The organism is Rudanella lutea DSM 19387 (assembly GCF_000383955.1).
Classification (GTDB): domain Bacteria; phylum Bacteroidota; class Bacteroidia; order Cytophagales; family Spirosomataceae; genus Rudanella; species Rudanella lutea.
Genome location: NZ_KB913013.1, coordinates 4,570,549 through 4,597,032, shown reverse-complemented (window position 1 = coordinate 4,597,032; position 26,484 = coordinate 4,570,549). Strand labels below are relative to the sequence as shown.

Here is a 26,484-nt window from a genome sequence, read left to right as displayed (position 1 = left end):
CTTAATTTAATCTGAACGGAACCACCATGGTGAACTCCGGGATGGTAATGTGAAGGCGTTTGCCGTCGATGATGCGCTCAATCAGGTACGAACCGACCATCTTGCCCATGCTGGAGCGCAGATTGCAGCCCGATACGTATTCGTGCACCTCGCCCGGCTCAAGCACGGGTTGCTGACCCACCACACCTTCGCCTTCTACCTCGCGAATGGTGCCGTTGGAGTCGTAGATTGTCCAGCGACGCCGAAGCAGATGTACGGTGTAGTCGCTGGCATTTTCAATCGTGATTCGGTATGTGAAAACGTAATGCGCCTGTAAGGGGCTGGAGTAGTCCGACTGATACTCGGTTTTCACACTCACCCTGATACCTTCCGTTACTGCCGAAATCATAATTTTAGGCTCATTTTGACAACCTTAGAACGAAAATTAGGTTGTTAAGTTTACTTTAGCAAGTGGCTCTACCTATTTTTTTTGCCTTCACGCTGGCGACCTATATACGTCACACAGTAGGTGTCGCGCCTGGGTAATTAGCCTCTATCATTGCCCTCATAACGCAGAATCCGCATGAAAGTTGTCATTGCCGAATCGTGGCAGAAACGGCTACAGGCCGAGTTTGATCAACCCTATTTTGTTAAGTTAGCCCAGTTTGTCCGCGACGAGTACAGTACACAACGCGTATATCCGCCGGGCAAACTCATTTTCAATGCTTTCGACAAATGCAGCTTCGACAACACCCGGGTGGTGATTCTGGGGCAAGACCCGTATCATGGCGAGGGGCAAGCCAACGGACTGGCTTTTTCGGTAGCCGATGGTATTACAAAGCCGCCTTCGTTGATCAATATTTTTAAAGAGATACAGGACGACCTGGGTAAACCCATTCCGAAATCGGGGAACCTCGAACGCTGGGCTGAGCAGGGTGTTATGCTCCTCAATGCTACCCTAACCGTACGGGCCGGTCAGGCGGGGTCGCATCAGGGAAAAGGCTGGGAAACCTTCACCGATGCCGTTATCAAGCTCATTTCCGACGAAAAAGAGCACGTTGTTTTTCTGCTTTGGGGAGCTTATGCACAAAAAAAAGGCGCCGTAATTGACGCCAAAAAACACCTTGTCCTGACCAGCAAACACCCGTCGCCCATGGCGGCTCAGTGGGGGGGCTGGTTTGGCAACAAGCACTTCAGTCAGGCAAACGCCTATCTACGCGAGCACGGGTTGCCGGAGATTAATTGGTAAAAAAGAAGAAAAGGACGAAGGGGAGGAAAGGGAGAAAGGGTTGCTTGCAGTGCATCCTTTCTCCCTTTCCTCCCCTTCGTCCTTTCACCGTTTATTTAATGATGCTAAACAGGCGGCTCCAGCGGATTTTCTGCCAGAACGACTCTGGATTCGGGTCAATCGACATCCAGACAAATACGGCCTTACCCACAATGTGGTCTTCGGGAACGAAGCCCCAGAACCGCGAATCGAGGGAGTTATGCCGGTTATCGCCCATCATGAAATAGTAATCTTGTTTGAACGTGTACGACGTAATCGGCTTCCCGTCGACCGTAACGCTGTTGGCCGTCAGCTCCACTTTGCCGTTATCTTCATACCGCTGAATCACCGGTCCGTAGAACGCAATGGTTTGTGGGGTGAGCTGAATGGTCTGCCCTTTTTTAGGCACCTGCAACGGCCCGAAGAAGTCCCGGTTCCATTTAGTTTGCTCGCCACCGTATACCCCAAAGCCCGTTCCCGGTTGATCGACAAGTAAGGTAACGGCCTTAACGCCCTCAACCGTTTTGAACTTCTCGGCAGTTTCTTTAGTAGTGATAACCTTATAACCAATAAGCTCATTTTGCTTAGTAGAGTCGTTATACTGCTGCCAAGGTTGCCAATTTAACGTGTGATTATTTGGGTCAGGATCTCGATAATCATTAACTATTCCAAATTTTCGAAAATATTTATCTTCCCAACTTTGATCAGCGGTAAATACGATATACTCATGCTGCACCCCAGGCGGAGTGGGCATTGGCTTTCCATTGATAAATACCTCCTGACTCCGCAGCTCGACCACGTCGCCCGGAATACCAATACAGCGTTTGATGTAGTTGGTCCGCAAATCGGGGGGGTACTGATCTTCAATGGGGTAGTTAAACACCACCACATCGCCATTTTTCACGCTGGTGAAGCCCGGCAACCGAAACGACGGTAACTGGAGCGCCGTGCTGTACGACGGGATTTCGGTGCCCCATATTTTCTGGTGCGTCAGAGGCACCTGCAAGGGCGTGCGCGGGGTGCGCGTACCGTAATGCAGTTTGCTCACAAACAGAAAATCGCCCACCAGCAAGCTGTTTTCCATGGAGGGCGTCGGGATGGTAAAAGCCTCCATGAACAGCCATCGGATAAGCGTAGCTGCCACAACGGCGAACAGTATTGAGTCGAACCACTCACGAAGGGGCGACTTTTTAGGCTTTTGTTTCGAGACTGGTTTTTGCTCCGTTATTGCCATGATAAAAAAAGTGAGCAGTTGGCAGTAGCAGTGAGCAGTTTGGCTTTCGCGCCTGCCTACTGCCATTGCTTACTGAGTACTACATTCCTAATAAATCATCCATACCAAATATACCCTGCCGACCCGCAATCCACTCGGCGGCAACCACGGCCCCAAGGGCAAACCCCTGCCGACTGTGCGCCACGTGGCTGATCTCGATCCGGTCTACCTCCGACTCGTACCGAACGGTGTGCGTGCCGGGTACTTTTCCTTCCCGAACCGACTCGATCATGACCGCATCGTCGGACTCGGCAACTCCTTCGGCCTGCTCCTGCCAACGTGTTTTACCGGGCAGGTTAGCCATAATCCCTTCGGCGAGCGTAATGGCCGTACCGCTGGGTGAGTCTTTCTTTTCAGTGTGGTGAATTTCGGTCATCGACACCCGGTACGACGGGTACTGGTGCATAAACTGGGCCAACGTTTTGTTGAGCCGGAAAAACAGGTTCACACCGATGCTGTAGTTCGATGCATAGAAAAAGGCGCCGTTTTTCTCCCGGCACAGCTTTTCAATGGCGGGGCGCTCACTTAGCCAACCGGTGGTGCCGCACACAACCGGCCAACCGCGCTCAAAACAGTAGGTCAGATTCCCCACCACTGAGTCGGGCGTGCTGAACTCAATCACGGCATCCACGGCATCGTTGGCGAGGGCATCCAGTTCGTGCCGGTTGTTTACGTCAATCCGGCCAACAATCTGGTGTCCTCGTTCGAGCGCAATCTGCTCGATGGTCCGGCCCATTTTGCCATAGCCGAGTAAAAGAATATTCATTTTTTAAAATTCAAGGTTAACCGGACGCCCGGTACCGTGGTGCCGCTTACCGACCGCAAATTGGGCCGTATGCGCAGGCTCAGGTCGTCCGACAGGTCAAATGTTTTCAGGTGAGCGGCCACGTTGGCCTCTATCGCATTGAGTGCCCACAGTGCCACCGTAATAATCACGTTCATATCGCGGTAACGCTGGTACGTACTTGTCGCGCTTTTGAGCTGGGCAACCCCCAGCCGTTGCTCACTATTTCGGCTTCTGATGTACACCAAAGCCGTGCCTTGTCCGGGCCCGTTGGTGGTATCGTTATAGGCAACCCGGTAGGCATTTTCAAACTTGAGATACTCCCGGTTGTTATCAACCAAAAAGTAGATCGACGTACCAATACCCGCGTAAATCAACGGTATTTTCCAGAAATCGCGGTTGTAGGCCTGTCCTAAGCCGGGCAGCATGATAGACCGGAGCGTTGCCTTACGGGGAATAATCGTCCGGCGCAGGGCTTCCTGTTTGGCCGACAGGGGCTTCGCGCCTGCCGTATCAATGCCTGATGGCTCAGTGGTCAGTACCGAACTACCCACCCGAATACTGTCGGCACCGGCTGGTCGCAGCGTGTCGGGGGCAGCCCCGGTCGTTTGCGCGTTGGCGTAATGCCCCCACATACTCAGCGCCAATACGAGCACCCGCACAATCCTTTCCCCTCTCATGGCCCGCTGTTTACGACGCACTGGAATTCAGAACCAGCAGAATCTTGTCCAATTCTTCCTGCGATCCAAACGGAATCTTGATCTCGCCTTTATGTTTTTCGTCGGCCTTGATCGAGACCTTTGTACCAAACATCGACGAGAGCTTAAACTGTAAGCTCCGAATCTCCTGCTTGGGCAAGGTCACACGCCGGGCCGTTGCCCCCTCAGTTTCGTCGGCCAGGTTCCGAACAGCCTCCTCCACTTTCCGCACCGACCAGTCTTCCTCCACAATTTTCTTGAAGAGTTTGATCTGGGTTTCGGGGTTGTCGATGTTGATAATCGCCCGCGCGTGGCCCATCGAGATCACATTGTCGCGCAGAGATGCCTGAATAACCGGCGGCAGTTTGAGTAACCGAATATAGTTGTTGACGGTTGTGCGGTTTTTGCCGACACGCTCGCCCAGCTCCTCCTGCTTGAGGCTGCACTCCGTAATGAGCCGCTGGTAGCTCAGGGCAATTTCCATGGAGTTGAGGTTCTCCCGCTGAATGTTCTCAATGAGGGCCATTTCCAGCATCTGCTGGTCGTTGGCCGTCCGAACATAAGCGGGTATATGGGTCAGCCCGGCAATTTTGGATGCCTGCAACCGGCGTTCGCCCGAGATGAGCTGATACTGATCTTTACCCAGCTGCCGCACCGTAATGGGCTGAATGATGCCCTGCACCCGAATCGACTCGGCGAGTTCGTTGAGGGCCTCTTCATCAAAGCGGGTTCGGGGCTGAAACGGGTTGGTTTCAATGTATCCGAGATTGATCTCGGTCATGGTACTGATGGCCTCAAACGGCGATGGCTTGGTGTGTCGGCTGCCCCCATCACTATCCTGCAACAAGGCGCCCAATCCTCGTCCCAGACCCGTCATTCGTTTTGGCGCTTTGGCGTTCGAAGTATCCATTGTAAGAGTTTATAGTTTTCAGTCTATAGTTTACAGTTCATGCAGTGTACGGATCTCGACGATCACGGCCTGCAACTGTAAACTATAAACCGTAAACATTTTTTAACTTTTTCAGACGGCCATGTCCTGGGGCATGATTCCGTTTTTGACTAAAATTTCGCGAGCTAAGTTCAGATAGCTGATAGCCCCTTTGCTATCGGCATCCTGAGCCAGCGCAGGCACCCCAAAGCTGGGTGATTCGCTCAGGCGAATGTTGCGCGGGATGATGGTATTGAACACCATCGACTGGAAGTGTGCGGTTACCTCACCAACCACCTGATTCGACAAACGAACCCGTAAGTCGTACATAGTCAGCAAAATACCCTCAATCGAAAGCTCGGTATTGAGCCGCGACTGAATGATTTTGATCGTGTTGAGCAGTTTGCCCAGCCCTTCGAGCGCGAAGTACTCACACTGCACCGGGATAATGACCGAATCAGCAGCTGTGAGCGCGTTGATGGTGATCAGACCCAATGAGGGCGAGCAATCGACGACCACAAAATCGTAGTCATGCCGGATGTCGTTGAGGGCCTCTTTCATCCGCTCCTCGCGGTTTTTGAGGTTGATCATCTCGATCTCGGCCCCGACCAGGTCAATGTGCGACGGCAGCAGGTCGAGATTCGGGAAGTCAGTTTGCAGAATAGCATCTCGCGTCCGAATATCCTCGATCATGCATTCGTAGATGCTGTTTTCGATTTCTTTCGGATTGTAGCCAAGCCCCGATGTGGAGTTGGCCTGCGGATCAGCGTCAACAATCAGCGTTCGGTATTCGAGGGCAGCCAAACTGGCAGCCAAATTGATTGTCGTAGTGGTTTTTCCGACGCCCCCTTTTTGGTTGGCGACAGCAATGACTTTGCCCATGGGTTTTGGTACGTTGCAGTGTCAAAGATGCCGGATGCATTTTGATATTCCAAGAGTGTTCCACGAAAATGTTTCACAAATTTTGTTAAGTGGGATGGTAGTTCGACTAAATAGGCTATGTCGTCTTGAACACCAGAATTTCGCCTTCTTTTTCCCGGGTTTTGGCAGAGGGATGATTAATTTTTCGTCTCTAAATGAATACAGGTGAGATCTACCCTACTCAGTTATAAAAGTTTCACCTGTGGTAGTGACAAAGTGAAACATGTATTAGATTGCATCCAATGACCCTTTTATGTAATTTTTACATCAAACCGTTACAAAAAAAAGCAGATATCTACCCACTCCACAATGCAAAACCTTTTCTTCGACCACCCCATTCTTAATTCACCCTACGACTATCCTACCCGGTACTGGGAGTTGGACAAGGATGGGCAACCTACCCAACAGATCATCGACCGGCGCAGACCAGCCGAGTTTATAACGCCAATCCCCAAACCGCGTAAACGGAAAAAGACTGAGGGGCAGCAATCCCTTATTTTTGATGAAGGGAAGGGACTATCCACTGAGAAACAGCAGTATGATCCGACGTCCATCATCAATCAGGTACGTCAGGAGGTAGAAAAGTGGCGGAGCCTGCCCAACCCTGCGCAGTGGCAGGTAACGCCTGAAACCGCCCGATTGCTTCAACATTGGCGAAGCCACAAGTTCAGTAGTATTCGTCCCTTCTTCTGTCAGGTTGAAGCCGTGGAAACGGCTATCTGGCTTACCGAAGTCGCACCCAATGCAGGCAAGGCTGCAAAGGCGCTGCTGGATCATCTGGCCAATGCCAATAACGACGCCAATCCCGAGCTGATGCGTGTGGCCTTTAAATTGGCGACTGGAGCGGGTAAAACTACCGTGATGGCGATGATTATCGCCTGGCAGACGATCAATGCGGTTCGACGACCGCAAAGCAAAAACTTCACGCGTGGCTTCCTGATTGTAACGCCAGGTATCACCATCAAGGACCGCCTGCGTGTATTACAACCCAACGACCCGGATAGCTACTACGCCAGCCGCGAACTCGTACCGCCCGATATGCTGGATGATTTGCCGCGGGCCAAAATCGTGATTACCAACTACCATGCCTTTAAACTGCGCGAGCGGATAGAGATGTCGAAAGGTGGGCGGTTGTTGTTGCAGGGCCGTGGCGGTGAAGCGCTGAATACCCTGGAAACAGAAGGGCAGATGATTCAGCGGGTGATGCCCGATCTGATGGGGATGAAGAACATCATGGCTATCAACGACGAAGCGCACCACTGCTACCGCGAGAAACCACAGGCCGACGAAGACATTGCCGATTTGACCGGTGAAGACAAAGCCGAAGCCGAGCAAAATCGCGAAGCTGCCCGGCTCTGGATTTCGGGGCTGGAAGCCGTGAAGCGTAAGCTTGGCCTTACCCGAGTGGTTGACCTGTCGGCCACGCCCTTCTTTCTGAAAGGTTCCGGGTACGTTGAAGGTACGTTATTCCCCTGGACGATGAGCGACTTCTCGCTGATGGATGCCATCGAATGCGGTATTGTGAAGCTACCACGCGTACCTGTTGCCGATAACATTCCGGGTGCTGAGGTGCCGATGTTCCGGAATCTCTGGGAGCATATCCGTACCAAAATGCCCAAGAAAGGCCGGGGAAACAGCGCAGCTCTTGACCCGCTGAGCTTACCACCCCAGCTCCAGACGGCGCTGGAAGCCCTGTATGGTCACTACGAAAAGACGTTCAACCTCTGGCAGGAGCATGGTATCAAGGTGCCGCCCTGTTTCATCATCGTCTGTAACAATACGGCCACGTCGAAACTGGTGTACGATTTCATTTCGGGCTTTACCCGCACCAATGCCGATGGCTCTGAAAGCTTCGAGAACGGGCGATTGGCCTTGTTCCGCAACTTCGATGAGCACGGCAACCCGCTTGCCCGGCCCAATACGCTGCTGATCGATAGTGAACAGCTTGAATCGGGCGAAGCACTGGATGATAACTTCCGGAAGATGGCCGCCGATGAGATTGAGCGTTTCCGGCGCGAAATCATCGAACGAACCGGCGATGCCCGCTCGGCCGATAACCTGACCGATCAGGACCTGTTGCGCGAGGTGATGAACACTGTGGGGCGACCCGGTCGGTTGGGTGGCTCGATCCGCTGCGTGGTGTCGGTATCGATGCTCACCGAAGGTTGGGATGCCAATACCGTCACGCACGTGCTGGGCGTTCGGGCATTTGGTACGCAACTCCTCTGTGAACAGGTGATTGGTCGGGCGTTGCGTCGGCAATCGTACGACCTTAACGAAGAGGGGCTGTTCAATACCGAATACGCCGACGTGCTGGGCATTCCGTTCGACTTTACGGCCAAGCCGGTGATCTCGAAACCGCAGAAGCCCCGCGAAACGATTCAGGTGCGGGCCATGCGCCCTGAGCGCGACGAACTGGAGATTACCTTCCCCCGCGTGGAGGGTTACCGCGTCGAGCTGCCCGAAGAACGGCTAACTGCCGTATTCAACGAAGATTCGATGCTGGAACTGACACCGGCGTTGGTGGGCGCGACCGAAACGCAAAACTCCGGCATCATTGGCGAACGGGTCGACCTGAATCTGGTGCATACGGGCGATGTGCGGCCTTCGCAGGTGATCTACGAGCTTACATCGCATCTGCTCTTTACCAAGTTTCGGGATGCCGATGGTGCCCCCAAACTGCATCTGTTCGGGCAGCTTAAGCGCATCTGTAAGGAGTGGATAGACTCGTGCCTGACCTGCAAGGGAGGCACATACCCGGCGCAGTTGCGCTACAAAATGCTGGCCGATATTGCCTGCGACCGCATCGACGCGGCTATCACGCGGGCCTTTGCCGACAAACGACCCATCAAGGCAGTTACCGACCCGTACAACCCCACCGGTTCGACGCGCTTTGTGAACTTCAACACCTCGAAAGCAGACCGCTGGGAAACGGACTCCAGGAAGTGCCAGATCAACTGGGTGATTCTCGATAGCGATTGGGAGGCTGAGTTCTGCCGCATTGTGGAAAAGCACCCGCGCGTGAAAGCCTACGTGAAAAACCACAACCTCGGCCTGGAGGTGCCTTACCGCTTCGGTTCCGAAAACCGCAAATACCTGCCCGATTTCATTGTGCTGGTAGACGATGGCCACGGCCCCGACGACCTGCTGCACCTGATTATCGAGATCAAGGGCTACCGGCGCGAAGATGCCAAAGAGAAAAAAGCAACCATTGAAAATTACTGGGTTCCGGGCGTCAACAATAGCCGTCAGTTTGGCCGTTGGGCGTTTGCCGAGTTCCGCGATGTGTATGAGATTGAAGCCGACTTTGCCGCCAAGGTAGAAGAGCAACTAGACCAGATTATCGAACAAACAGCCGTAGCCGTGAGTTAGAGGTCGTTTGTTCATAATGAATAGTTGCGTACCTACGGCACGCCAAACGCGACCCGGCATCTGGCGATGCTACAAACATTTGGTCCGTTCCGGCTACGCGGCCGGTCGATTCGGTAGACAACGAGCACGCCAGACCGGGTCACGCCAGACCGGGTCACGCCGAGCCATGTCGCATAGCGACAAGATGTTTGTAGCCCGGTAGCAGCGAGGGCAGCCCAGCGTGCCGTAGGTACGCGATAAAATGGGCGGTTGTGTTGCGTACCTACGGCACGCCAAACGTGCACCGACATCCGGCGATGCTACAAACATCTAACCGCTACGCGGTCGGGTCGCGCCGGTACAAGTCGCGTAGCGACGGTATGTTTGTAGCCCCGGTAGCAGCGAGGGCAGCCCAGCGTGCCGTAGGTACGCGATAAAATGGGCGGTTGTGTTGCGTACCTACGGCACGCCAAACGCTACCTGGCATCCGGCGTGCTACAAACATTTAGCCGCTACGCGGCCGCGACGTAGGCCCGTCAGGCGAAGGTCAGATTGTGGTCGCGTCACGCCAGACCGGGTCACGCCAGACCGGGTCACGCCAGACCGGGTCCGGATTGGGTCCAGGCAAGGCGGGGTAAACCATGTCGCGTAGCCGGAACGCCGGACCGGACGGAATGTTTGTAGCCCGGTAGCAGCGGGGCCAACGTAGCGTGCCGTAGGTACGCGACAAAAATGGGCGGTTGTGTGACGTACCTACGGCATGTTATACACGCCCCAGCATATAAACTTTGACTCGGTCCGGGGTCCCGGCGATGCGGCCGGTAGTTTGGTAGAGACTATCCCTTACTCCGAACGCCGGACCGAATACAACAATATGGGTTGGACCACGATCCAACGTTTATTATAAACCTGTAACAACTTGCCCCTTTCAAATGGCAAAAACCAATACGACCGATAAACTCATTACCGCGCTGACCCATACCGACGATACGCGCCGAAATATCCCCACCGCCGAATACCAATCGATGCTGCAAAAGGAGGCCCAAAACCCGCTGCGGGTGGCCTACGAACGGCGCAACCGCGACCTCGACCCGCAACTGGTATGGCGGGGAAAAGACGAACAGGACTGGAGCGACCTGATGGTGGCCGCGCCCCCGCTCTACATTCAGGAGAAGGTACACCCCAAAGCGCTGATCGATGACCTGCTGCGCCAAAGCAAAATTGGGGACTACACGCAGGGCCGCATCATGGCCGACCTCTTTGCCGACTTCAACGGCATCCCGCAGGGCGTCGATAAAACGGAATTTTACCAACACGACCAACACTGGACCAACCGCATGATTCTGGGCGACTCGCTACAGGTGATGGCGAGCCTGGCCGAGCGCGAGGGCCTGCGCGGCAAGGTGCAGTGCATCTATTTCGACCCGCCCTACGGCATCAAGTTCAACTCCAACTTCCAGTGGAGCACCACGAGCCGCGACGTGAAGGATGGCAACGCGGCCCACATTACCCGCGAACCCGAACAGGTAAAAGCCTTCCGCGATACCTGGCGCGACGGCATCCACAGCTACCTGACGTACCTGCGCGACCGCCTGACTGTTGCCCGCGATCTGCTCACCGACTCCGGCTCGGTCTTCGTCCAAATCGGTGACGAAAACGTGCACCGGGTACGTGCGTTGATGGATGAAGTGTTTGGGGATGAGAATTTTGTGAGTCAAATCGTTATGAAAACGACAGGAGGTCTTGGTAGCAGTGGTTTGAAAGGCGTTAGTGACTTTATACTATGGTATGCTAAAGACCACGAGAGTTTAAAATTCAGGAAGGCATTACTTACAAAACAACAAGGCGAAGGGGCTTCAACAGGTGAAAGATATAGCGCGGCTTATGAAACCAACACAGGGATATATAGAACACTGACATCACAGGAAAAAGAAGACTCTTCCAAAATCCCTCCTACCATTGCCACGTTTCAGTACGATAATTTAGTGTCATCTGGCTATACTCCAACCTGTACTTTCCCAATTGAATTTGAAAGTCAAAGATTTACTCCGGGTGGTGGTAGAAGTTGGAAAACAAACGAAGAAGGCGTTAAGACACTCATTAAAGCAGGGCGTATAGGCTGCACAGGAAAAAGCGTTAGGTATAGAAGATTTCTTCTTGATTATCCAGGTTATGAGGCCAGTAATATTTGGATGGATATAGCTGTAAGGACTGATAAACAGTATGTTGTAGAGACATCTACAGGTGCTATTCAACGCTGCCTTCTCATGGCATCAGACCCCGGTGATTTGATCCTCGACCCAACCTGTGGTTCAGGTACAACGGCTTACGTCGCTGAGCAATGGGGCCGCCGGTGGATAACGATTGATACATCGCGGGTAGCTCTGGCCTTGGCACGTACCCGGCTGATGGGTGCCCGCTATCCGTTTTACCTGCTGGCTGATTCGCAGGAAGGCCAGAAAAAAGAAGCGGAGATTACCCGCTCGGCTATCAGCACACAGCCCACGCGGGGCAACATTCGCCACGGCTTCGTGTATGAGCGGGTGCCACACATTACGCTCAAGTCCATCGCCAACAACGCCGAAATCGACGTCATCTACGATAAGTGGCAGTCGACGCTGGAGCCGTTGCGTGCGGCTCTCAACGCCCAGGTTGGTCAAAAATGGGAAGAATGGGAGATCCCCCGCGAGGCCAAACCGAGTTGGTCGGCCGAGGCTACCCAACTCCACGGCGAGTGGTGGCAGGCCCGCATTGCCCGGCAGAAGGAAATCGACGCCAGCATTGCCGCCAAAGCCGAGTTTGAGTACCTCTACGACAAACCCTACGAAGACAAGCGCAAGGTGCGCGTAGCGGGGCCATTTACGGTCGAGAGTCTCAGCCCTCACCGCACCCTCGGCGTCGATGAAGAGGACAACCTCATCGACCCGTTGGCCGTACAGGAGAGTAAAGCGGGCTATGGCGGAGAGCGCACCTTCGAGCAGATGATTCTGGAAAACCTCAAGAGCGCGGGGGTGCAGCAGGCCCACAAGGAGGACAAAATCAACTTCACCTCCCTCACCGGCTGGCCCGGCGACCTCATCTGCGCCGAAGGGCGGTATCAGGAGGGCGAGCGCGAACGGCGGGCTGGTATTTTCATCGGGCCTGAGTTTGGCACCATACAGCGCGCCGATCTGGTACAGGCCGCCCGCGAGTGCGCCGATGCCGGTTTTGATGTGCTCATTGCCTGCGCCTTCAACTTCGAGGCCCACACCACCGATTTCAACAAGTTGGGTGGCATACCGGTCCTGAAGGCCCGCATGAACGCCGACCTGCACATGGCCGAGGACCTGAAGAACACCGGCAAGGGTAACCTGTTTGTTGTCTTCGGCGAACCGGACATCGACCTGCTCCCGGTCGATAACGGGCAGATTCAGGTACGTATCAACGGCGTCGATGTGTTTCACCCCAGCACCGGCGAAGTCCGTTCCGACGGGGCCGAGGGCATTGCCTGCTGGTTTATCGACACCGACTACAACGAAGAAAGCTTCTTCGTGCGGCACGCGTACTTCCTGGGGGCCAATGACCCCTACAAAGCCCTCAAGACTACGCTCAAAGCCGAAATCAACGCCGAAGCCTGGGAGTCGCTCAACAGCGATACCTCGCGGCCGTTCCCCAAACCCACGTCAGGCCGCATTGCCGTGAAAGTCATCAACCACCTCGGCGATGAAGTCATGAAGGTATTCCGCGTCGCGTAGAACGGATAGTAGACGGGCAAAGTCGCGTAGCTGGAACGCCGGACTGGACGGAATGTTTGTAGCCACCGTGTGTAACAAGCCCGCCCAGCGTGCCGTAGGTACGCGATAAAAAATGCGCGGTTGTGTTGCGTACCTACGGCACGCCAAACGCGACCCGGCATCCGGCGATGCTACAAACATCTAGCCGCTACGCGGCCGGTCGGGTCAGTAGGCAATGATCGCGCCAGACCGGGTCGCGCCAGACCGGGTCGCGTAGACGGTACAGCGGACCGGATGGTAGCCGAGCCATGTCGCGTAGCCGGAACGCCGGACCGGACCAAATGTTTGTAGCTCGATAGCAGCGTGGCCAACGTAGCGTGCCGTAGGTACGCAACCACAACGCCCAACTAAGGTTGCGTACCTACGGCACACCACTAAATACATTACTCCACAACTAACTACGATTGATATTGGCAAATACCTACACCCAAATCTACCTGCAAACGGTCTTCGCCGTTAAACACCGGTACGGCCTTATTCAAACACATTGGAAGGAAGAACTATATCAGTACATAACCGGCATCGTACAGCAACAAGGCCATAAGATGCTTGCCATTAACGGCATGCCCGATCATATCCATGTCTTCATGGGCATCAATCCGAAGCAGTCCATTTCCGATCTAATACAGGATATCAAAGGCGATTCCTCAAAGTGGATCAATAGCAATCGGTTCGTAAAAGGCCATTTCGAGTGGCAGTCGGGCTACGGAGCCTTCTCGTACGGTCATTCCCAAATTGACTTGGTCGTGAAATACATTCAGAATCAGGAAATGCACCACCACCAACGCTCATTTTTAGAGGAGTACACCACATTTCTGCGAAAATTCAACGTACCCTACGATGAACAATACCTGTTCAAACCCCTCGATGAATAGTCATCGGGCTATCGCCTGAAAGTCCGTATTCTCTTCTTTTCGATATTTTCCTTTTTTGACCTTACTGCACCACATTATGGAATTTCGTATAGCCGCTACCTTCACCGATAGTCTGGCCCGGTTGACGGGCGACGAGCAAAAGGCCGCAAAGACAACTGCCTTCGACCTGCAACTCAATCCGGCACATCCAGGCCTGAGCTTTCACCGCATCGAGCGGGCTCGTGACAAGTATTTCTGGTCGGTGCGTGTCAGCAGCGACATTCGGCTGATTGTCCACAAAACCGAAAGCAGTTTTCTGCTCTGCTACGTCGACCACCACGACAAAGCGTACGAGTGGGCCGAGCGCCGGAAGCTGGAAGTTCACCCCCGCACAGGAGCGGCCCAGTTTGTCGAAATCCGGGAAACCATTCAGGAAATTCAAATTCCGGTCTATGTGCCAACGGAAGCAGCTCCCGTTCGGAAAGAACTGAAAAAGCTGTTTGCCAGCTTACCCGATGATACGTTACTCAGCTACGGCGTACCCGCCGAATGGCTGGCCGATGTTAAGGGAGCCGACGAGGATTCGCTGCTGGTTCTGGCGGATCATCTACCTGCCGAGGCTGCGGAGGCTTTGCTGGAACTGGCCACGGGTGGAACACCCAAAGTGCCTCAGCCAGTCGCCCCAGCCACCGATCCTTTCCAGCACCCCGATGCACAACGCCGTTTCCGCACGTTGCACAACGTCGAAGAACTGCAACAGGCACTCGACTATCCGTGGGACAAATGGGCCGTTTTTCTGCACCCCGATCAGCGTAGTACGGTGGAGAAACAGTACTCCGGCCCGGCCCGTGTGTCCGGATCGGCCGGAACCGGCAAAACCATTGTGGCCCTGCACCGGGCAGTTTACCTGGCCCGGCAAAACTCAGACGCCCGGGTGCTACTGACTACCTTTTCGGATATTCTGGCCAATGCGCTGAAGGTAAAACTCCGTCGGCTGGTGAGCGCCGAGCCCCACCTAGCCGAACGGATCGACGTAGAAGCCATCGATAAAGTAGGCGTTCGGCTGTATCGGCGAAGTGTGGGAACACCGAATATTGTTACACATGCGCAACTGATCGGTTTTATTGACAAGGCGGTGGCGAGTCAGCCAGACCAGAAGTATAGCCGTTCGTTTCTGTTGTCGGAATGGGAGCAGGTTGTCGATGCCTGGCAGTTGAAGACCTGGGAGGAATACCGAGATGTGAAGCGGCTTGGGCGTAAAACAAAGCTCCCCGAAGCACAAAGGGCCAAACTATGGGCTATTTTTAGCGATGTCATCAAGCAGTTAGCAACGGCTGGTTTGATGACCCTGGCCGAAGTATTTACCAAACTCGCTCCTGTAGCCGCAGCAAAGCCACCCTATCAATACATCATCGTCGACGAAGCCCAGGACATAACCGTTTATCATCTGCGTTTGCTGGCCGCTATCGGGGCTACCGAACCCAACGCGCTGTTTTTTGCGGGCGATATCGGGCAGCGCATCTTTCAGCAGCCGTTCCCGTGGAAAACGCTGGGCGTGTCGATACAGGGACGTTCTAAAACACTAACCGTTAATTACCGAACGTCGCACCAGATTCGTAAGAAAGCCGATCAACTGTTAGGTACGGAGCTTTCGGATGCTGATGGCAACGTAGAAGAGCGTGGCAGGGCCGTGTCGGTGTTCAACGGCCCACTTCCTGAGTTTAAGACGTTCGATTCTTCAGAAGACGAATCGGCCTACGTGGGGCAATGGATAGCAAAGCTGGCAAGCGATGGTTTATCCCCGCACGAGATCGGTGTTTTTGTACGCTCACAAGGGCAAATCGACAGGGCTAAGGCGGCTGTCGAATCGGCGGGATTGCCCTACCTGGTGCTCGATGAGCGGGTGGATACCATCAGTACCAAAGTCCCGGTCTGCACCATGCATCTGGCCAAAGGTCTGGAGTTTAAAGCCGTGGTTGTCATGGCCTGCGACGACGAAGTACTGCCCCTCCAGGAGCGAATCGAGTCTATCACTGACTACGCCGATTTGGAAGATGTGTACAACACCGAACGCCATCTGTTATACGTAGCCTGCACCCGTGCTCGCGATCAACTGCTCATCACAAGCGTTGAGCCGTGCTCAGAGTTTCTGGATGATCTTGCCGGCTGAAAATCGCATTCACGTCAACTTTTCAATTAAATAGTTAAACTCAGCGATGCTTGCCTTATGGTAAAAGCCTTAATTCATCGATACGATAATAAACCCGACATGCTGGCGGTTGAAAAAAACCGCTGCAGCGATGTTTTCAATCACGCACTTGACAACGATTTTGAGTTGGTTATCATTGTGCCTACCAAAGTAGCCAAGACTGATCTTGTTATTGTGGCCGAAGCCCTCAGTGGTCAGTACCAGCCCGAAGAACCCCGCTCATGGCCCGGTAAGCCTGCCGATTATGGTTGGCGGGTAGACTTAGGAACTGTGAGAGAGACTAAACTTGATATAATCAAACAAGCTTTCGACGAAGTTAACCTGAATTGGGGAGGTGCCTGGACGATCCGTAATGTCGCATTGCCTGACTGGGTACGTGACCTTCTGGATGGTTATTCACCTGACGGGACAGGTATAGGTGTACATGAAGATGCAGGTGTGTACAGAGTTGAAAATTCCTCATCTACTGAAGAACCCAGTGAAGAGGAAATGGCTGTCGAAGGATTACTCCGTGAACAAACTGGCTACGTACGAAGCCGAGATCGTCGTCTTCGCAATCAGGCACTTAAACGAGCACAGGGCGTCTGTGAAGTATGCGAAGTCGACTTCTCCAAACTGCTCGATGGTCGTGGCGTTCGGGCGTTGCAGGTTCATCACCGCAATCAACTGGCTTTAAGCGATCTGCCTGTGATTACTAAGCTCACTGATCTTGCCGTGGTCTGCGCCAATTGCCACGCGCTTATCCACATGAATGTTAAACAGGCAATGCCTGTCGAAGAACTAAAAAAGCTGTTAAGTAACGGCTAAGTTATCTAGGGTACGTTGACAATTAAGTTACTGACATTAGGCTACCCGCTACGTAAATGAATTCAGCAAAACTGCTGGCTGTCTTCTCGTAGCGGGTATCCACCCACGGGTACTGTTTGAGCTGATTGAAATACCGCTCCACCTTTGCACGCTCGCTGACTCACATAGCCCCCAAGACCTGCAACACATGAGCGATCCGCTCCCCCTGCTGATCGTTAATTGTGTGGCGACGCATCTCACAAATTGAGAACCATCACTAACCTCAACTAACTGTCAATGCACTCTGACAGTATACTGTAGAATAGCTTGAAAAGATACGTCTCCAGCTTTGCTATCAGGCCCAATATATATACTAATATTATATAGATACATGACTTTTGTAACTAAGGACGATTTAAAAAAATAATTTACGCTTGCTAAATGAGACGTGACTTTTAAATAATCAGTTACATATATTTGTAACGTTTACAGATGATCACTTTCCATACCTATCGATTTCCTTATGCCTATCAAAGCATCCTCACTTATAGTATTAATACAGCCTGCCATTCGACTTAGTATTTGATGCTGGTTTGAATGTAATGTAGCCTGTAACCACGGTATTGAAACCGTAGTCTATTCACACCCATAGTCCAACCTCCATTATGCCTCGATTTCTTTCTACAGCCTTATCGGTTGTTACGTTCATTTTCTGTAGTTGTAGCCAGAAGGCCATCGTCCGATTTACGCAAAAGCCCGCCGAGCTTCACTCTTCCGACGCCCTTACACAGCTAATGCTGGTAAACAAATCACCCAAGATTGTTTTACGCGTTCCAACTACACAAGGGAAAGTTACAGATGCCCAACTATCCCAAAACCCTGTTAGTACTGGTCGAGGAAAAGTAGTAAAGGGTCGGCGGGGCGAAGCAGCTATTAAGTTTACCGAAATTCAACAGCAGTACGACGAGACCGCCCTTTACAACGCTATCGAAAAACAACTTTTCAAAGAAGGGTTTAGTGTGCGCGATAGAGCACTGTTCAATCAGGTATTGCCCGGCGAGAGTTATAAGAAAATTGGTAATCAGACCGACACTGACCTCATTCTCGAACTCATTAGTGTAGAGCGCCCCGTTGGCTATAATACCAACGTTTGTTACGTTCAGGACGGTGACTCAGAGCGCAGTGTTAAGATGCGGCAAGACTACCGAACGCTGGGTGGGGCATCGGTTGAGTTTAAATTGATTCAGGTTAAATCCAATCAGGTTGTCGGTAATTATAAGATTCACTACACCCCTTGTACCGACGATGCCTGCCGCGGGTATTATAAAAAGAACACAGGTTTCAGGGCGTTTCAGTGGGTGCGTCCCGGTGAAACAAAGGCTAAAATTACTGCCTACGAAGCGATTGATCAGAACGATCTGGAGTCGTTCATGGCCGATGCAACTCACCAGTTAGTTCAAACCATGCGTTAATCTCTACTTCTGCACCATGAAACATTTTTTACCTGTTATACTGCTATTTTTCGTTTGTGAGAGAGGCCTTGCGCAGGAAGCAATATACTTTGCCAACGGCGATAAGCTACCCAATGCACGATTGGCCGATGCTACCGAAGATAAAGTTGTCTTGAGTGTCAAACGAGACAACGGACCGAGTACATACAGCTTTCAGCGAAGCAACGTTCTAATGGCTTTCAATGCCGCTGGTGATTTTCTGGTAGTTTCTACACTACCGACCGACGCAGCTTCTGCCCGGCAACAAATCGAGCAATTCTCTACCGCAAAAACATCAAATCGGCAGTCTGATTTTTTGGTGAAAGCCGTCCCATTTACGGTTATTCCAGCAACTATTTCGTACGAAAGCGAGCAGGTTATCAATTATAAAACTACAGGAGGCACTGCCGCTTCCATCAATAAAGATGAGTTGGTGATGGTATTACGTAAAGATGGGCGCCACCAACTTATCATGGCTCCTACCGACGTAGTAGCACTCTTACCAACGATCCGTCAGCAGATTTCAGCCGGGGGTACTCCTGAACCGGTTACTACCACGGCCAAAACAGAACCCACGGCACCAGTCTCAACGACAGGAACATCCGAAACAGTTATTCCGACCCCTAAACCCGGTGCAGCAGAAACGGCTAATGTGCCAGCTGTTGTTGTGGTAGTGAACACAACCCCTCCTACTGAATCAGCTACTCAGTCACCTCAGACAACCAATACTGCCTTAGCCCAACCTTCAGCCCAAAGTCGTGTGTTAAGTACTGACGAGTATCGAACCTACAGAGCTAAAGCAATACAGCAGGTTGACGAGTTCGCCAGTTATTTAAATATTATAACCGACAAGTCTTTTTCATCAGATAGACGTGATGAAGCTATCAATCAGGCTGTGCGCCTATTTATACCAACCGCAACTATCGAGGTTACATCAAAGAACCGGCCGGGATCTCGACGATATCCAATACGCGAATATTTGACACGACTAAAATTACTCCCTTACAGCCAAACAAACATTGAGTGGTCTGAGATTCAGTACATCAGAGAACTAACACAGGCAGCTAGTGGCGATTACTACGGAATCATCACAGCTCAGCAAACGTTTACAGGTTACGGTGGACCGGGGGGGCGTAATGTACTCTACAGCGACGTCACGCAGAAAAACGTACGGGTCAAACTACAGTCGTATGAGAAAACTGTGAACGGGGAAGGGCAGCTTAATTGGCAGGTATTACTGGGCAACATCGGCGTGGCGAATAATTAAGCCCTAAACCTATACGGGTGTGGACGTGCGAGCGATCAGGTGGATAATACTCAACCTATGGTGGGTTTCATCAATTAGTGCGGGCTACAGCCGGGCAGATAACTGCCTTCAGGTATCGGGGGTGGTACTGGATTACAAAACCAAGCAACCTCTACATGCCAACCTATCAGTAAAGCTCCCTTCGGGGCGCCTTTCGCTGGGACAATCGGCCGAAGGCTCAGGGCAGTTCCAAATTGGCCTTGACTGTCGGGCAACCGTATTGATTATTGAGCGTGCCGGTTATCACCCCCAACAGCTTTCATTGGCAGGCCTCTCAACAAATCGATTACCTGTCGTTGTAGGAATTCTTATCCCGCTCATCCCGGTGGATAAGCTTGGAGTCGATCAGGTATACCAACAATCGGCGCAGCGGCACTATGAGCAGCAGGATAACCAAAAATCAGGCAAACCGCAGCGTGGACTTTTTAACGTAACCGATGCCCTTACTAGCTCTCCTTTAGAAGTTAAAGCCTGCTTATTTTCAACGAACGACCAGGCAAAACGTTGCTTTAACACCAATAGCAAGGGCCAATTTAGCGCAACGTTCCCAAAACAGGATATCGTGGCCCTGGAGATTCAGCAACCAGGCTATCAGCCTTATCAGGGCAACATTGCCATTGAACACCTTGATGGTCAGCAACGTACACATACCATACAACTCCTTCGAGAACTGACAATAGTGGTCATTCAAATTCCTCAGAGTCAGCTCAAGGTAAACGGAGAGCTACAGGCCCTTGGAGGAAATGCAACCATACCTCTGCAGCGTGTTCCCGGTATTGACAATCAACTGTGCACCTACATGATTCAGCCGGGGCAGTACAAGCTAACCGCGAAACACACGACCGGCGTTGCCCGCTACAGCCAGCCACTTACGATTCGAACCGGTCTTAACGTGATTGCGCTGCCGACTATAGCCCCTCCCCCAAATATTTCGGCCGGTGCAGCTACCTCAACGGCGCGCCCTCCCCTGACGGTATCGCCGAAACGTGTATATCGCTTGCCCGACGAACTACCCCTGATCTACTTCGAGCAGGGCAGTTACCTTCTTGATGAGGACGACCGCGATCTGCTGCGACAGGTAGGGGTATTTATGCAAGCTCATCCCGAATATCGCCTTAAAATCATCGGCCACACCGACCCTGAGGGCGATGAGCAAATCAACCGATATCTGTCTGAACTCAGGGCCCGAATGATTAGCAACTTCCTGCTATGGCAGGGTGTGCCCGAAAAAAAAATGGCCTGGAGCGGTCAGGGCAGCCGATACCCGGTTTCCCCGCGTGATTCGGAAGAAAATAAAGCTAAAAACCGACGAGTCTTTCTAAAACTTGAGATTGATCAATGAGACAATTTATTCGTAACATTCTTTTGCTTGTTTTGTTGGGGGGAGCTAGTTGCAGTCAGACTCCAGATTTACCCAATTCGCTTATTCCAGCAGGCTGCCGTCTGGGTCTGGCCACGTATACTTACGAGGGTTACTCCGATTCAACGGCTTATGAATATGATTCGTTTGGCCATCTTACCAAAACGACAGCTACCCGCAAAGAGAGAGGACGCGTTACCCGGCAGATAAGCCAGTTTTTTGGCTTTGGCCCTGATCATTACCTCAACAGTCGTACAGACCGGATCACTACCTATACCAATAGCCTACCATCAATTATGGAAGGGGCCTTCGTGTATGAATACCAGGGTACTCCGAAGCAGATTCAGTCCATCCGTCGAATCAGCGGAACCGTAGCGAGCGATTCGCCCTGGACAACCACCTATCAATATACAGGTACTCAATTAAGCCAATATAGAGAAGTAGCAGCTTCGGGTACTCTGCTAACAGAAGTATCGGTAGGCCCTGACGGACGTCCAACGCGAATTCAGCAGCCTAGATACCAACTTATAGACCTCGCCAACGGCCTAATCAGGCGCACGGTTAATGGTAAAGATACTACCCAATACACCTACGATGCACAGGGCCAACTCACAAATCAAATTATAAGTTATGGTGGTACAGGTGAGCGAGTTGAACGCACCATCACCTACGACAACCGCATACCTGTACGTACCGGTGAGCTGCGCTTTAAGGGATTTCCTGAAAATGATCTCACAGGAAACGGCCGTGCACAAAGCAATATACAGACGGAAACAATCCGGCGATTTCGATCTGGGTTCTTGATTGAAAGTTCAACTCTACAATACAGCTACGCATACAATTCGCAAAATTATCCAACAGGGTATGCCCGGTCCGATGGAAGCCGTGCCCGCTTTTACTACACCAATTGCCCATGAGAAAACGTTTACTTTTCCTACTACTACTAACATCTGGGGCGAGTCTTGCTCAAACCAAGACAAAGACTACCCCTAATCTCTCTAAGAGCGATCAGGCAGAAATAAGGAATATTGCCCGCAAGCAAATTGAGAACCTACGGGCTTTGCTCAATACCATCAGCTTTAATGACGTGTCGGAATTTGAACGCGACGCCGTCATAAAGAATAGTTTTCTCCCGAATGCCAATCAGATTTTTCTGAATGACGGGGTGATTGTTGAGGATGATATTAATCCTGAAAACACCGGTGCGGGTAAACCCGTCGATGTGCCTATTGAAAAATATCTACGCAATCTGGATCTCTTTTACACTAAAACCGAGGGATTCAGTATTGACTTTACAGAGGTGATTCCCCGTAACGTTCAGAATGGAGCGGTTCCTTATCTGCAGGTTTATTTCTTATCCACGTTCAAAAGCCAGCATAACCAGATAACAAAGCCCTATCAACCAAACCGGCGAGTAGCCGAATTTCGGGCTGAGCGGGTCGGCAAAGGCTGGTCTGTGATGATCACAAGGCTCGCGTTTGCCCCATCTGCTCCCCAATCCCCACAACCTCATACCCCGGTAACACAACCTACAACGGTTTCAGATCCACCCCCAGCCAAACCGCCAATTGCCCGCTACCAACGACAGGGATGGCTTCTGATAGCCGGGGGGGTAGCTAGCTTAGCGGGTGGGTATTTGATTCACTCCCAGCTTCAGGCAGACTATAAAACATACACAGGAAAAGTAGATGTGCTAAATGCCGAATACGATCAATGGCGTGATCTATCGCGACAGCCCACGGGCAGCCGTCTAACCCCCTTGAGCTTTACCTCTTTTTCTGGCTCCAGTAGTTATGCCGCGTATGGTGCAGGGACTACTGGTGTAGGCCTACTGGCAACAGGTATTAGTAAACTCCTCAAAGCACACAAACTTCGGAAGCAGCAGGCGAGTAAGTAACTCCCGCTTTCGACTGATTTTCACACTATTTCTCCCAACTCGATTCATGAGACGTATCCTACTTCTTTTCGGGCTACTCCTGATCTGTTCCTTTCTGCGAGCTCAACCTCTCTCCTTATCTATTTTGTATGGCCCCCCGGATACCCCACCCGAGACGTGGTCTACAGGCAATGTTTTTCAGGTGGGTAACCAGGTTGGAGATGTAGCCATTTACGCCTTGTTCGGAGGAAGTGGTAATCGGTCGTTTCAGATTTTTTCACCAGGAGAGAATATTACGAAAACCGTTTCTGGAACCGGCTATTTTAATATCCGGCCAACCAGTAGCACGGTCATAGACCGAACCAAAATTCTGAACTTTTCGGGTACAGTAACTGGCTCCGTCAATATCACGGTTCGGACACTTCCCATAACCACACAACTTTCTGTTACCGGGTCAGCATCACCGGGCTCTACACTCCCCGTCTTTTTCAGTACGGGCGTAGGGACCTTTCCAGTAGGGCTTGGCTTTCAGGTTCAGCTGCTTGACGCCAATGGTAACTTTATCCAAAACCTAAGCGCAAACCCGGCCTACACCAGTCGGGAACCGGCTACCTATAGTTCAGGCGATCTGCGTTCCATTCCGGCCTCTTTACCTACCAATCTTGCTGCTGGTACATACCGGGTACGGGTATCATCAACGGGCTTACCAACCACAATTACTGGCACCTCGAGTGCCGCCTTTCAGGTGCAACCCTCACTGGGCACTATCAACACTGTAATCACAAATGTTACCCCGCATACAATTTGTACAGGTTATAGTGGTTCCATCGAACTTACCTGGACTGCCACCGACAATGGCTTACAAACGCAGAATTATACCATTGGCGTCTATTCAGAAAACGCTACTTCGGCTATAAATCCTGTTCGACTGATTCCGAATCAGGGAATTTACACGTCTACAGCCGGTACAGCTAAAGCGATGCTTACCACCACCACACTCCTAAACTCGCTCCCGGTAGGACGCTACAAACTGGCCATTCTGCACGCAACAGCTACCACCAATGCCAGCTTAAGTAATCTGTTTGTTGTAGCATCCCAACCGTCCGCTATCATCTCCGACGGTACAACCAATATAAATGAAGGAGAAGCCGCGAGCATTCGGCTAACGTTTTCGGGACAAGGACCGTGGTCATACAGCTACAATGATTTAAGAAACGGGATTCAAACGGTCACAAACACGACCAATAACCCAGTACTCTTACCCGTTTATCCAACCAGCGATTATCTGTTTAGTACAGCTCGGCTTTTATCATTTAGTGGGTATTGTGGTACAGGTACCGTAACCGGCTCTTCGCAGATTCGTGTGTCGAGGTTATCTCTGGCAATCACCGGCGTTAGTCACCCCAATACCTGTCCGGGCAATACCCTATCCGTTAACTTCACCGTTAGTGGCAATATAACGGCTGGTACACGCTACCGACTTCAGCTCTCCGACGCATCCGGAAGTTTTGCCAATCCGCGTGAAATAGCCTCCGGTACCAGTAGCCCATTGACCGGGGTAACCCCTACAAACGACGCCCCCGGAACAGGCTATAAGATACGTATTGTAGCAGACAGCAACTTACCCCCTAGCGCCACGGCCGATCTGGTATTTACCCGGCCATCGCCCCCATCGGTAACCGATTATGGCTTCTGTATCGGCAGCACTCCACCAACGATCACTGCTATAGGCTCCAACCTACAATGGTTTAGTGATGACAATATAGCTCAATCCTTTGGCGGTACTGCTCCAGTACCGCCAAGCGACCGGTCGAGCAGTTACCGCGTTTCACAAACCGTTAATGGCTGCCCGAGTAGTACGGCACTAGTCCGTGTGATCGCAAACAGTAAGTCATCGGCTCCGATAGTATCTACCCCGGTCACGTATTGCCAGAATGGAAGTGCCTCCGCATTAACCGCTCAAGGAGTTGGACTTCAGTGGTATTCCGCAAATCAGCAAAGCCTTGGTTCTAACGCGCCCATTCCAAACACTGGGAACATAGGTAACCAGACATTTTATGTTTCTCAGAACCAGAACGGCTGCCCATCTGATTTAACCGCAGTCGTAGTTACTGTGACGGCTCCACCGGCCGCCCCTACGGTTTCTACACCGGCCTCTGTATGCCAGTTTGCTCAAGTAGCGAATACCGTCTTATCCGCTGCTGTTACAGGCCAGGATTTTCGCTGGTATACTAACGAAACTGGCGGAATCGGAAGTACACAGGCCCCTACACCCCGTACGAGTACAGAGGGCGTCGAAGTGTATTTTGTGAGTCAGATTATTAATGGATGCGAAAGCAGCCGGGCCCGAGTTCAGCAGACGGTTATTAAAGCACCCGACCGCCCATCTGTCACTACCAACCCAGTCTTATACTGTTTGAACGATTCACCCCGGTCGCTTACAGCATCCGGGACTGGCTTACGTTGGTATCAGCAGGCCACAGGTGGCACCTTTACCACCGACTCGCCAAGCCCAAACACCAGTCGTGTCGGAACATTGACCTACTACGTGTCGCAGGTTTCCGGTAGTACTGGCTGCGAAAGCCCCCGTACCCAGGTCGATGCACAAGTGCTGGCTCAGCCAAACCCACCCGATGTAGTCACCAATCAGTTTATCTGCCAAAACAGCGTATCCACTCCCCTGCGGGCAAGTGGAGTAGGCTTACAGTGGAGCGGGCCGGGTATCACCGGAACCAGTAGCACAGCACCTATGCCACCCAATTCGATGGCCGGTACACTTACCTATCAAGTGCGGCAGCAAATTGGTAGTTGTCTCAGTCCGGCATCGACCATTCAGGTTACGATACGCCCCCAGCCAGTTGCCCCAACCGTGGAGTCACCGCTAAAGTTGTGTCTTGGCTCCGCAACTCAAAATCTGGCAGCCTCTGGTAGCGGTCTTCGCTGGTACAATACCCCTGATGGTAACGGTACAGCACGGGATCAAATTAGTTTTTCGCCAAACGCGACAGGTGTATTCAACTTTTACGTCAAACAAGTCGTGAATGATTGCGAAAGCCCACTCAGCCGGTTAGAAGTTCGTGTATCTGTACCCGCACGCGCAACCCTATCGGGCGATTCTATCGTAACGCTTTATGACAGCACAGCTATCCGAATTCGGTTCACCGGCGACGCTCCTTACAATCTGGTTTTGTGGAATGGAAAAACCATAACCACGTCTAATAATCCCTTTATTGTTTGGGAAAAGCCCACAGCCAGTACCACCTACAGCCTACGCTCGTTAAAAAACGATTGCGGCACTGGCGACGTAGGCAATTCGTACCGCCTGACGGTGTTAACACCACTAGCCACAGACGATACACCGTTTAGCTCAGGCCTTACTGTACGGGTTTATCCCAACCCAGTTACCGCACAGGCTCACCTGGAATGGCTGGCACCAGTGCATGAAACTGCTACCATAAACGTCGTCTCCATGAGTGGTCTGACGGTTTGGAGCGATAACCGCAAAGGTACCGGAACCCCACAAACAGAGTCTATCTCAGTAGATAACTGGCCGCCCGGCATTTACATGATAATGCTAAACGCAGCGTCAGGAAAGGCGCTTACCCGAGTATTAGTTACTCCGTAAAACC

The 26,484-nt window shown here is 52.0% G+C and carries 19 protein-coding genes; 12 read left to right on the top strand and 7 right to left on the bottom strand.

Annotated elements, in window-relative coordinates; all coding sequences use genetic code 11:
• Position 1: 1 nt before the first annotated feature.
• Positions 2 to 388, bottom strand: a complete 387-nt coding sequence (gene apaG / locus RUDLU_RS0119000; RefSeq protein WP_019990005.1) for a Co2+/Mg2+ efflux protein ApaG — start codon at positions 386 to 388, stop codon at positions 2 to 4.
• A 174-nt stretch (positions 389 to 562) separates the two neighbouring features.
• On the opposite strand from apaG, the gene ung reads away from it, so the two are divergent.
• Positions 563 to 1,228 carry a uracil-DNA glycosylase gene (gene ung, locus RUDLU_RS0118995; RefSeq protein WP_019990004.1) on the top strand — a complete coding sequence of 222 codons (666 nt, stop codon included), beginning with the start codon at positions 563 to 565 and terminating at the stop codon, positions 1,226 to 1,228.
• Between the two features lie 91 nt (positions 1,229 to 1,319).
• Here ung and lepB read toward each other — a convergent pair whose 3' ends face one another.
• The 5 genes from lepB to RUDLU_RS0118970 all read right to left on the bottom strand — a co-directional run bounded on the left by lepB (position 1,320) and on the right by RUDLU_RS0118970 (position 5,811).
• Positions 1,320 to 2,480, bottom strand: a complete 1,161-nt coding sequence (gene lepB, locus RUDLU_RS0118990) for a signal peptidase I (RefSeq protein ID WP_211220218.1) — start codon at positions 2,478 to 2,480, stop codon at positions 1,320 to 1,322.
• A gap of 79 nt (positions 2,481 to 2,559) precedes the next feature.
• Positions 2,560 to 3,285 (bottom strand): 4-hydroxy-tetrahydrodipicolinate reductase, encoded by a 726-nt coding sequence (gene dapB, locus RUDLU_RS0118985; protein WP_019990001.1) that lies wholly within the window; start codon positions 3,283 to 3,285, stop codon positions 2,560 to 2,562.
• Positions 3,282 to 3,983 carry a DUF5683 domain-containing protein gene (locus tag RUDLU_RS27770; RefSeq protein ID WP_157580282.1) on the bottom strand — a complete coding sequence of 234 codons (702 nt, stop codon included), beginning with the start codon at positions 3,981 to 3,983 and terminating at the stop codon, positions 3,282 to 3,284. Before RUDLU_RS27770 ends, dapB begins: the two co-directional genes overlap by 4 nt.
• A 10-nt stretch (positions 3,984 to 3,993) precedes the next feature.
• Positions 3,994 to 4,911, bottom strand: coding sequence for a ParB/RepB/Spo0J family partition protein (locus RUDLU_RS0118975; protein ID WP_019989999.1), 918 nt, complete (start codon positions 4,909 to 4,911; stop codon positions 3,994 to 3,996).
• Positions 4,912 to 5,022: 111 nt separating this feature from the next.
• Positions 5,023 to 5,811 (bottom strand): ParA family protein, encoded by a 789-nt coding sequence (locus tag RUDLU_RS0118970; protein WP_019989998.1) that lies wholly within the window; start codon positions 5,809 to 5,811, stop codon positions 5,023 to 5,025.
• Between the two features lie 348 nt (positions 5,812 to 6,159).
• On the opposite strand from RUDLU_RS0118970, the gene RUDLU_RS0118965 reads away from it, so the two are divergent.
• Positions 6,160 to 9,222: a BPTD_3080 family restriction endonuclease gene (locus tag RUDLU_RS0118965; protein WP_019989997.1), complete on the top strand. Its 3,063-nt coding sequence runs from the start codon at positions 6,160 to 6,162 to the stop codon at positions 9,220 to 9,222.
• Between the two features lie 526 nt (positions 9,223 to 9,748).
• On the opposite strand, the gene RUDLU_RS29725 is transcribed toward RUDLU_RS0118965, so the two are convergent.
• On the bottom strand, positions 9,749 to 9,931 hold the full coding sequence (locus RUDLU_RS29725; protein WP_157580280.1) for a hypothetical protein: 183 nt from the start codon (positions 9,929 to 9,931) through the stop codon (positions 9,749 to 9,751).
• A gap of 202 nt (positions 9,932 to 10,133) precedes the next feature.
• On the opposite strand from RUDLU_RS29725, the gene RUDLU_RS0118960 reads away from it, so the two are divergent.
• The 10 genes from RUDLU_RS0118960 to RUDLU_RS30430 all read left to right on the top strand — a co-directional run bounded on the left by RUDLU_RS0118960 (position 10,134) and on the right by RUDLU_RS30430 (position 26,480).
• Positions 10,134 to 12,935 (top strand): site-specific DNA-methyltransferase, encoded by a 2,802-nt coding sequence (locus tag RUDLU_RS0118960; RefSeq protein ID WP_019989996.1) that lies wholly within the window; start codon positions 10,134 to 10,136, stop codon positions 12,933 to 12,935.
• Positions 12,936 to 13,384: 449 nt separating this feature from the next.
• Positions 13,385 to 13,849, top strand: a complete 465-nt coding sequence (gene tnpA / locus RUDLU_RS0118955; protein ID WP_027303210.1) for an IS200/IS605 family transposase — start codon at positions 13,385 to 13,387, stop codon at positions 13,847 to 13,849.
• Between the two features lie 76 nt (positions 13,850 to 13,925).
• Positions 13,926 to 15,998 (top strand): 3'-5' exonuclease, encoded by a 2,073-nt coding sequence (locus RUDLU_RS0118950; protein ID WP_019989994.1) that lies wholly within the window; start codon positions 13,926 to 13,928, stop codon positions 15,996 to 15,998.
• A 57-nt stretch (positions 15,999 to 16,055) separates the two neighbouring features.
• On the top strand, positions 16,056 to 16,844 hold the full coding sequence (locus RUDLU_RS0118945; protein WP_019989993.1) for an HNH endonuclease: 789 nt from the start codon (positions 16,056 to 16,058) through the stop codon (positions 16,842 to 16,844).
• Positions 16,845 to 17,488: 644 nt separating this feature from the next.
• Positions 17,489 to 18,295 (top strand): hypothetical protein, encoded by an 807-nt coding sequence (locus tag RUDLU_RS0118940; protein WP_157580276.1) that lies wholly within the window; start codon positions 17,489 to 17,491, stop codon positions 18,293 to 18,295.
• 16 nt (positions 18,296 to 18,311) lie between these two features.
• Positions 18,312 to 19,580 carry a hypothetical protein gene (locus RUDLU_RS0118935; protein WP_019989991.1) on the top strand — a complete coding sequence of 423 codons (1,269 nt, stop codon included), beginning with the start codon at positions 18,312 to 18,314 and terminating at the stop codon, positions 19,578 to 19,580.
• Between the two features lie 19 nt (positions 19,581 to 19,599).
• Complete coding sequence (locus RUDLU_RS28865) at positions 19,600 to 20,961, top strand: OmpA family protein (protein WP_019989990.1); 1,362 nt, start codon at positions 19,600 to 19,602, stop codon at positions 20,959 to 20,961.
• Positions 20,958 to 21,896 carry a hypothetical protein gene (locus RUDLU_RS29715; RefSeq protein WP_157580274.1) on the top strand — a complete coding sequence of 313 codons (939 nt, stop codon included), beginning with the start codon at positions 20,958 to 20,960 and terminating at the stop codon, positions 21,894 to 21,896. The genes RUDLU_RS28865 and RUDLU_RS29715 overlap by 4 nt, the downstream gene beginning before the upstream one ends.
• The gene (locus tag RUDLU_RS0118925; RefSeq protein WP_019989989.1) at positions 21,893 to 22,876 is read left to right on the top strand and encodes a hypothetical protein; all 984 of its coding nucleotides are present in this window, start codon (positions 21,893 to 21,895) and stop codon (positions 22,874 to 22,876) included. The genes RUDLU_RS29715 and RUDLU_RS0118925 overlap by 4 nt, the downstream gene beginning before the upstream one ends.
• Positions 22,877 to 22,922: 46 nt before the next feature.
• Positions 22,923 to 26,480: an Ig-like domain-containing protein gene (locus RUDLU_RS30430; RefSeq protein WP_083940604.1), complete on the top strand. Its 3,558-nt coding sequence runs from the start codon at positions 22,923 to 22,925 to the stop codon at positions 26,478 to 26,480.
• Positions 26,481 to 26,484 lie beyond the last annotated feature (4 nt).

Coding starts and splice junctions, on each gene's coding strand:
- apaG (WP_019990005.1), bottom strand. CDS start 388: ATGATTTCGGCAGTAACGGAAGGTATCAGGGTGAGTGTGAAAACCGAG.
- ung (WP_019990004.1), top strand. CDS start 563: ATGAAAGTTGTCATTGCCGAATCGTGGCAGAAACGGCTACAGGCCGAG.
- lepB (WP_211220218.1), bottom strand. CDS start 2,480: ATGGCAATAACGGAGCAAAAACCAGTCTCGAAACAAAAGCCTAAAAAG.
- dapB (WP_019990001.1), bottom strand. CDS start 3,285: ATGAATATTCTTTTACTCGGCTATGGCAAAATGGGCCGGACCATCGAG.
- RUDLU_RS27770 (WP_157580282.1), bottom strand. CDS start 3,983: ATGAGAGGGGAAAGGATTGTGCGGGTGCTCGTATTGGCGCTGAGTATG.
- RUDLU_RS0118975 (WP_019989999.1), bottom strand. CDS start 4,911: ATGGATACTTCGAACGCCAAAGCGCCAAAACGAATGACGGGTCTGGGA.
- RUDLU_RS0118970 (WP_019989998.1), bottom strand. CDS start 5,811: ATGGGCAAAGTCATTGCTGTCGCCAACCAAAAAGGGGGCGTCGGAAAA.
- RUDLU_RS0118965 (WP_019989997.1), top strand. CDS start 6,160: ATGCAAAACCTTTTCTTCGACCACCCCATTCTTAATTCACCCTACGAC.
- RUDLU_RS0118960 (WP_019989996.1), top strand. CDS start 10,134: ATGGCAAAAACCAATACGACCGATAAACTCATTACCGCGCTGACCCAT.
- RUDLU_RS0118950 (WP_019989994.1), top strand. CDS start 13,926: ATGGAATTTCGTATAGCCGCTACCTTCACCGATAGTCTGGCCCGGTTG.
- RUDLU_RS0118945 (WP_019989993.1), top strand. CDS start 16,056: ATGGTAAAAGCCTTAATTCATCGATACGATAATAAACCCGACATGCTG.
- RUDLU_RS0118940 (WP_157580276.1), top strand. CDS start 17,489: ATGCCTCGATTTCTTTCTACAGCCTTATCGGTTGTTACGTTCATTTTC.
- RUDLU_RS0118935 (WP_019989991.1), top strand. CDS start 18,312: ATGAAACATTTTTTACCTGTTATACTGCTATTTTTCGTTTGTGAGAGA.
- RUDLU_RS29715 (WP_157580274.1), top strand. CDS start 20,958: ATGAGACAATTTATTCGTAACATTCTTTTGCTTGTTTTGTTGGGGGGA.
- RUDLU_RS0118925 (WP_019989989.1), top strand. CDS start 21,893: ATGAGAAAACGTTTACTTTTCCTACTACTACTAACATCTGGGGCGAGT.
- RUDLU_RS30430 (WP_083940604.1), top strand. CDS start 22,923: ATGAGACGTATCCTACTTCTTTTCGGGCTACTCCTGATCTGTTCCTTT.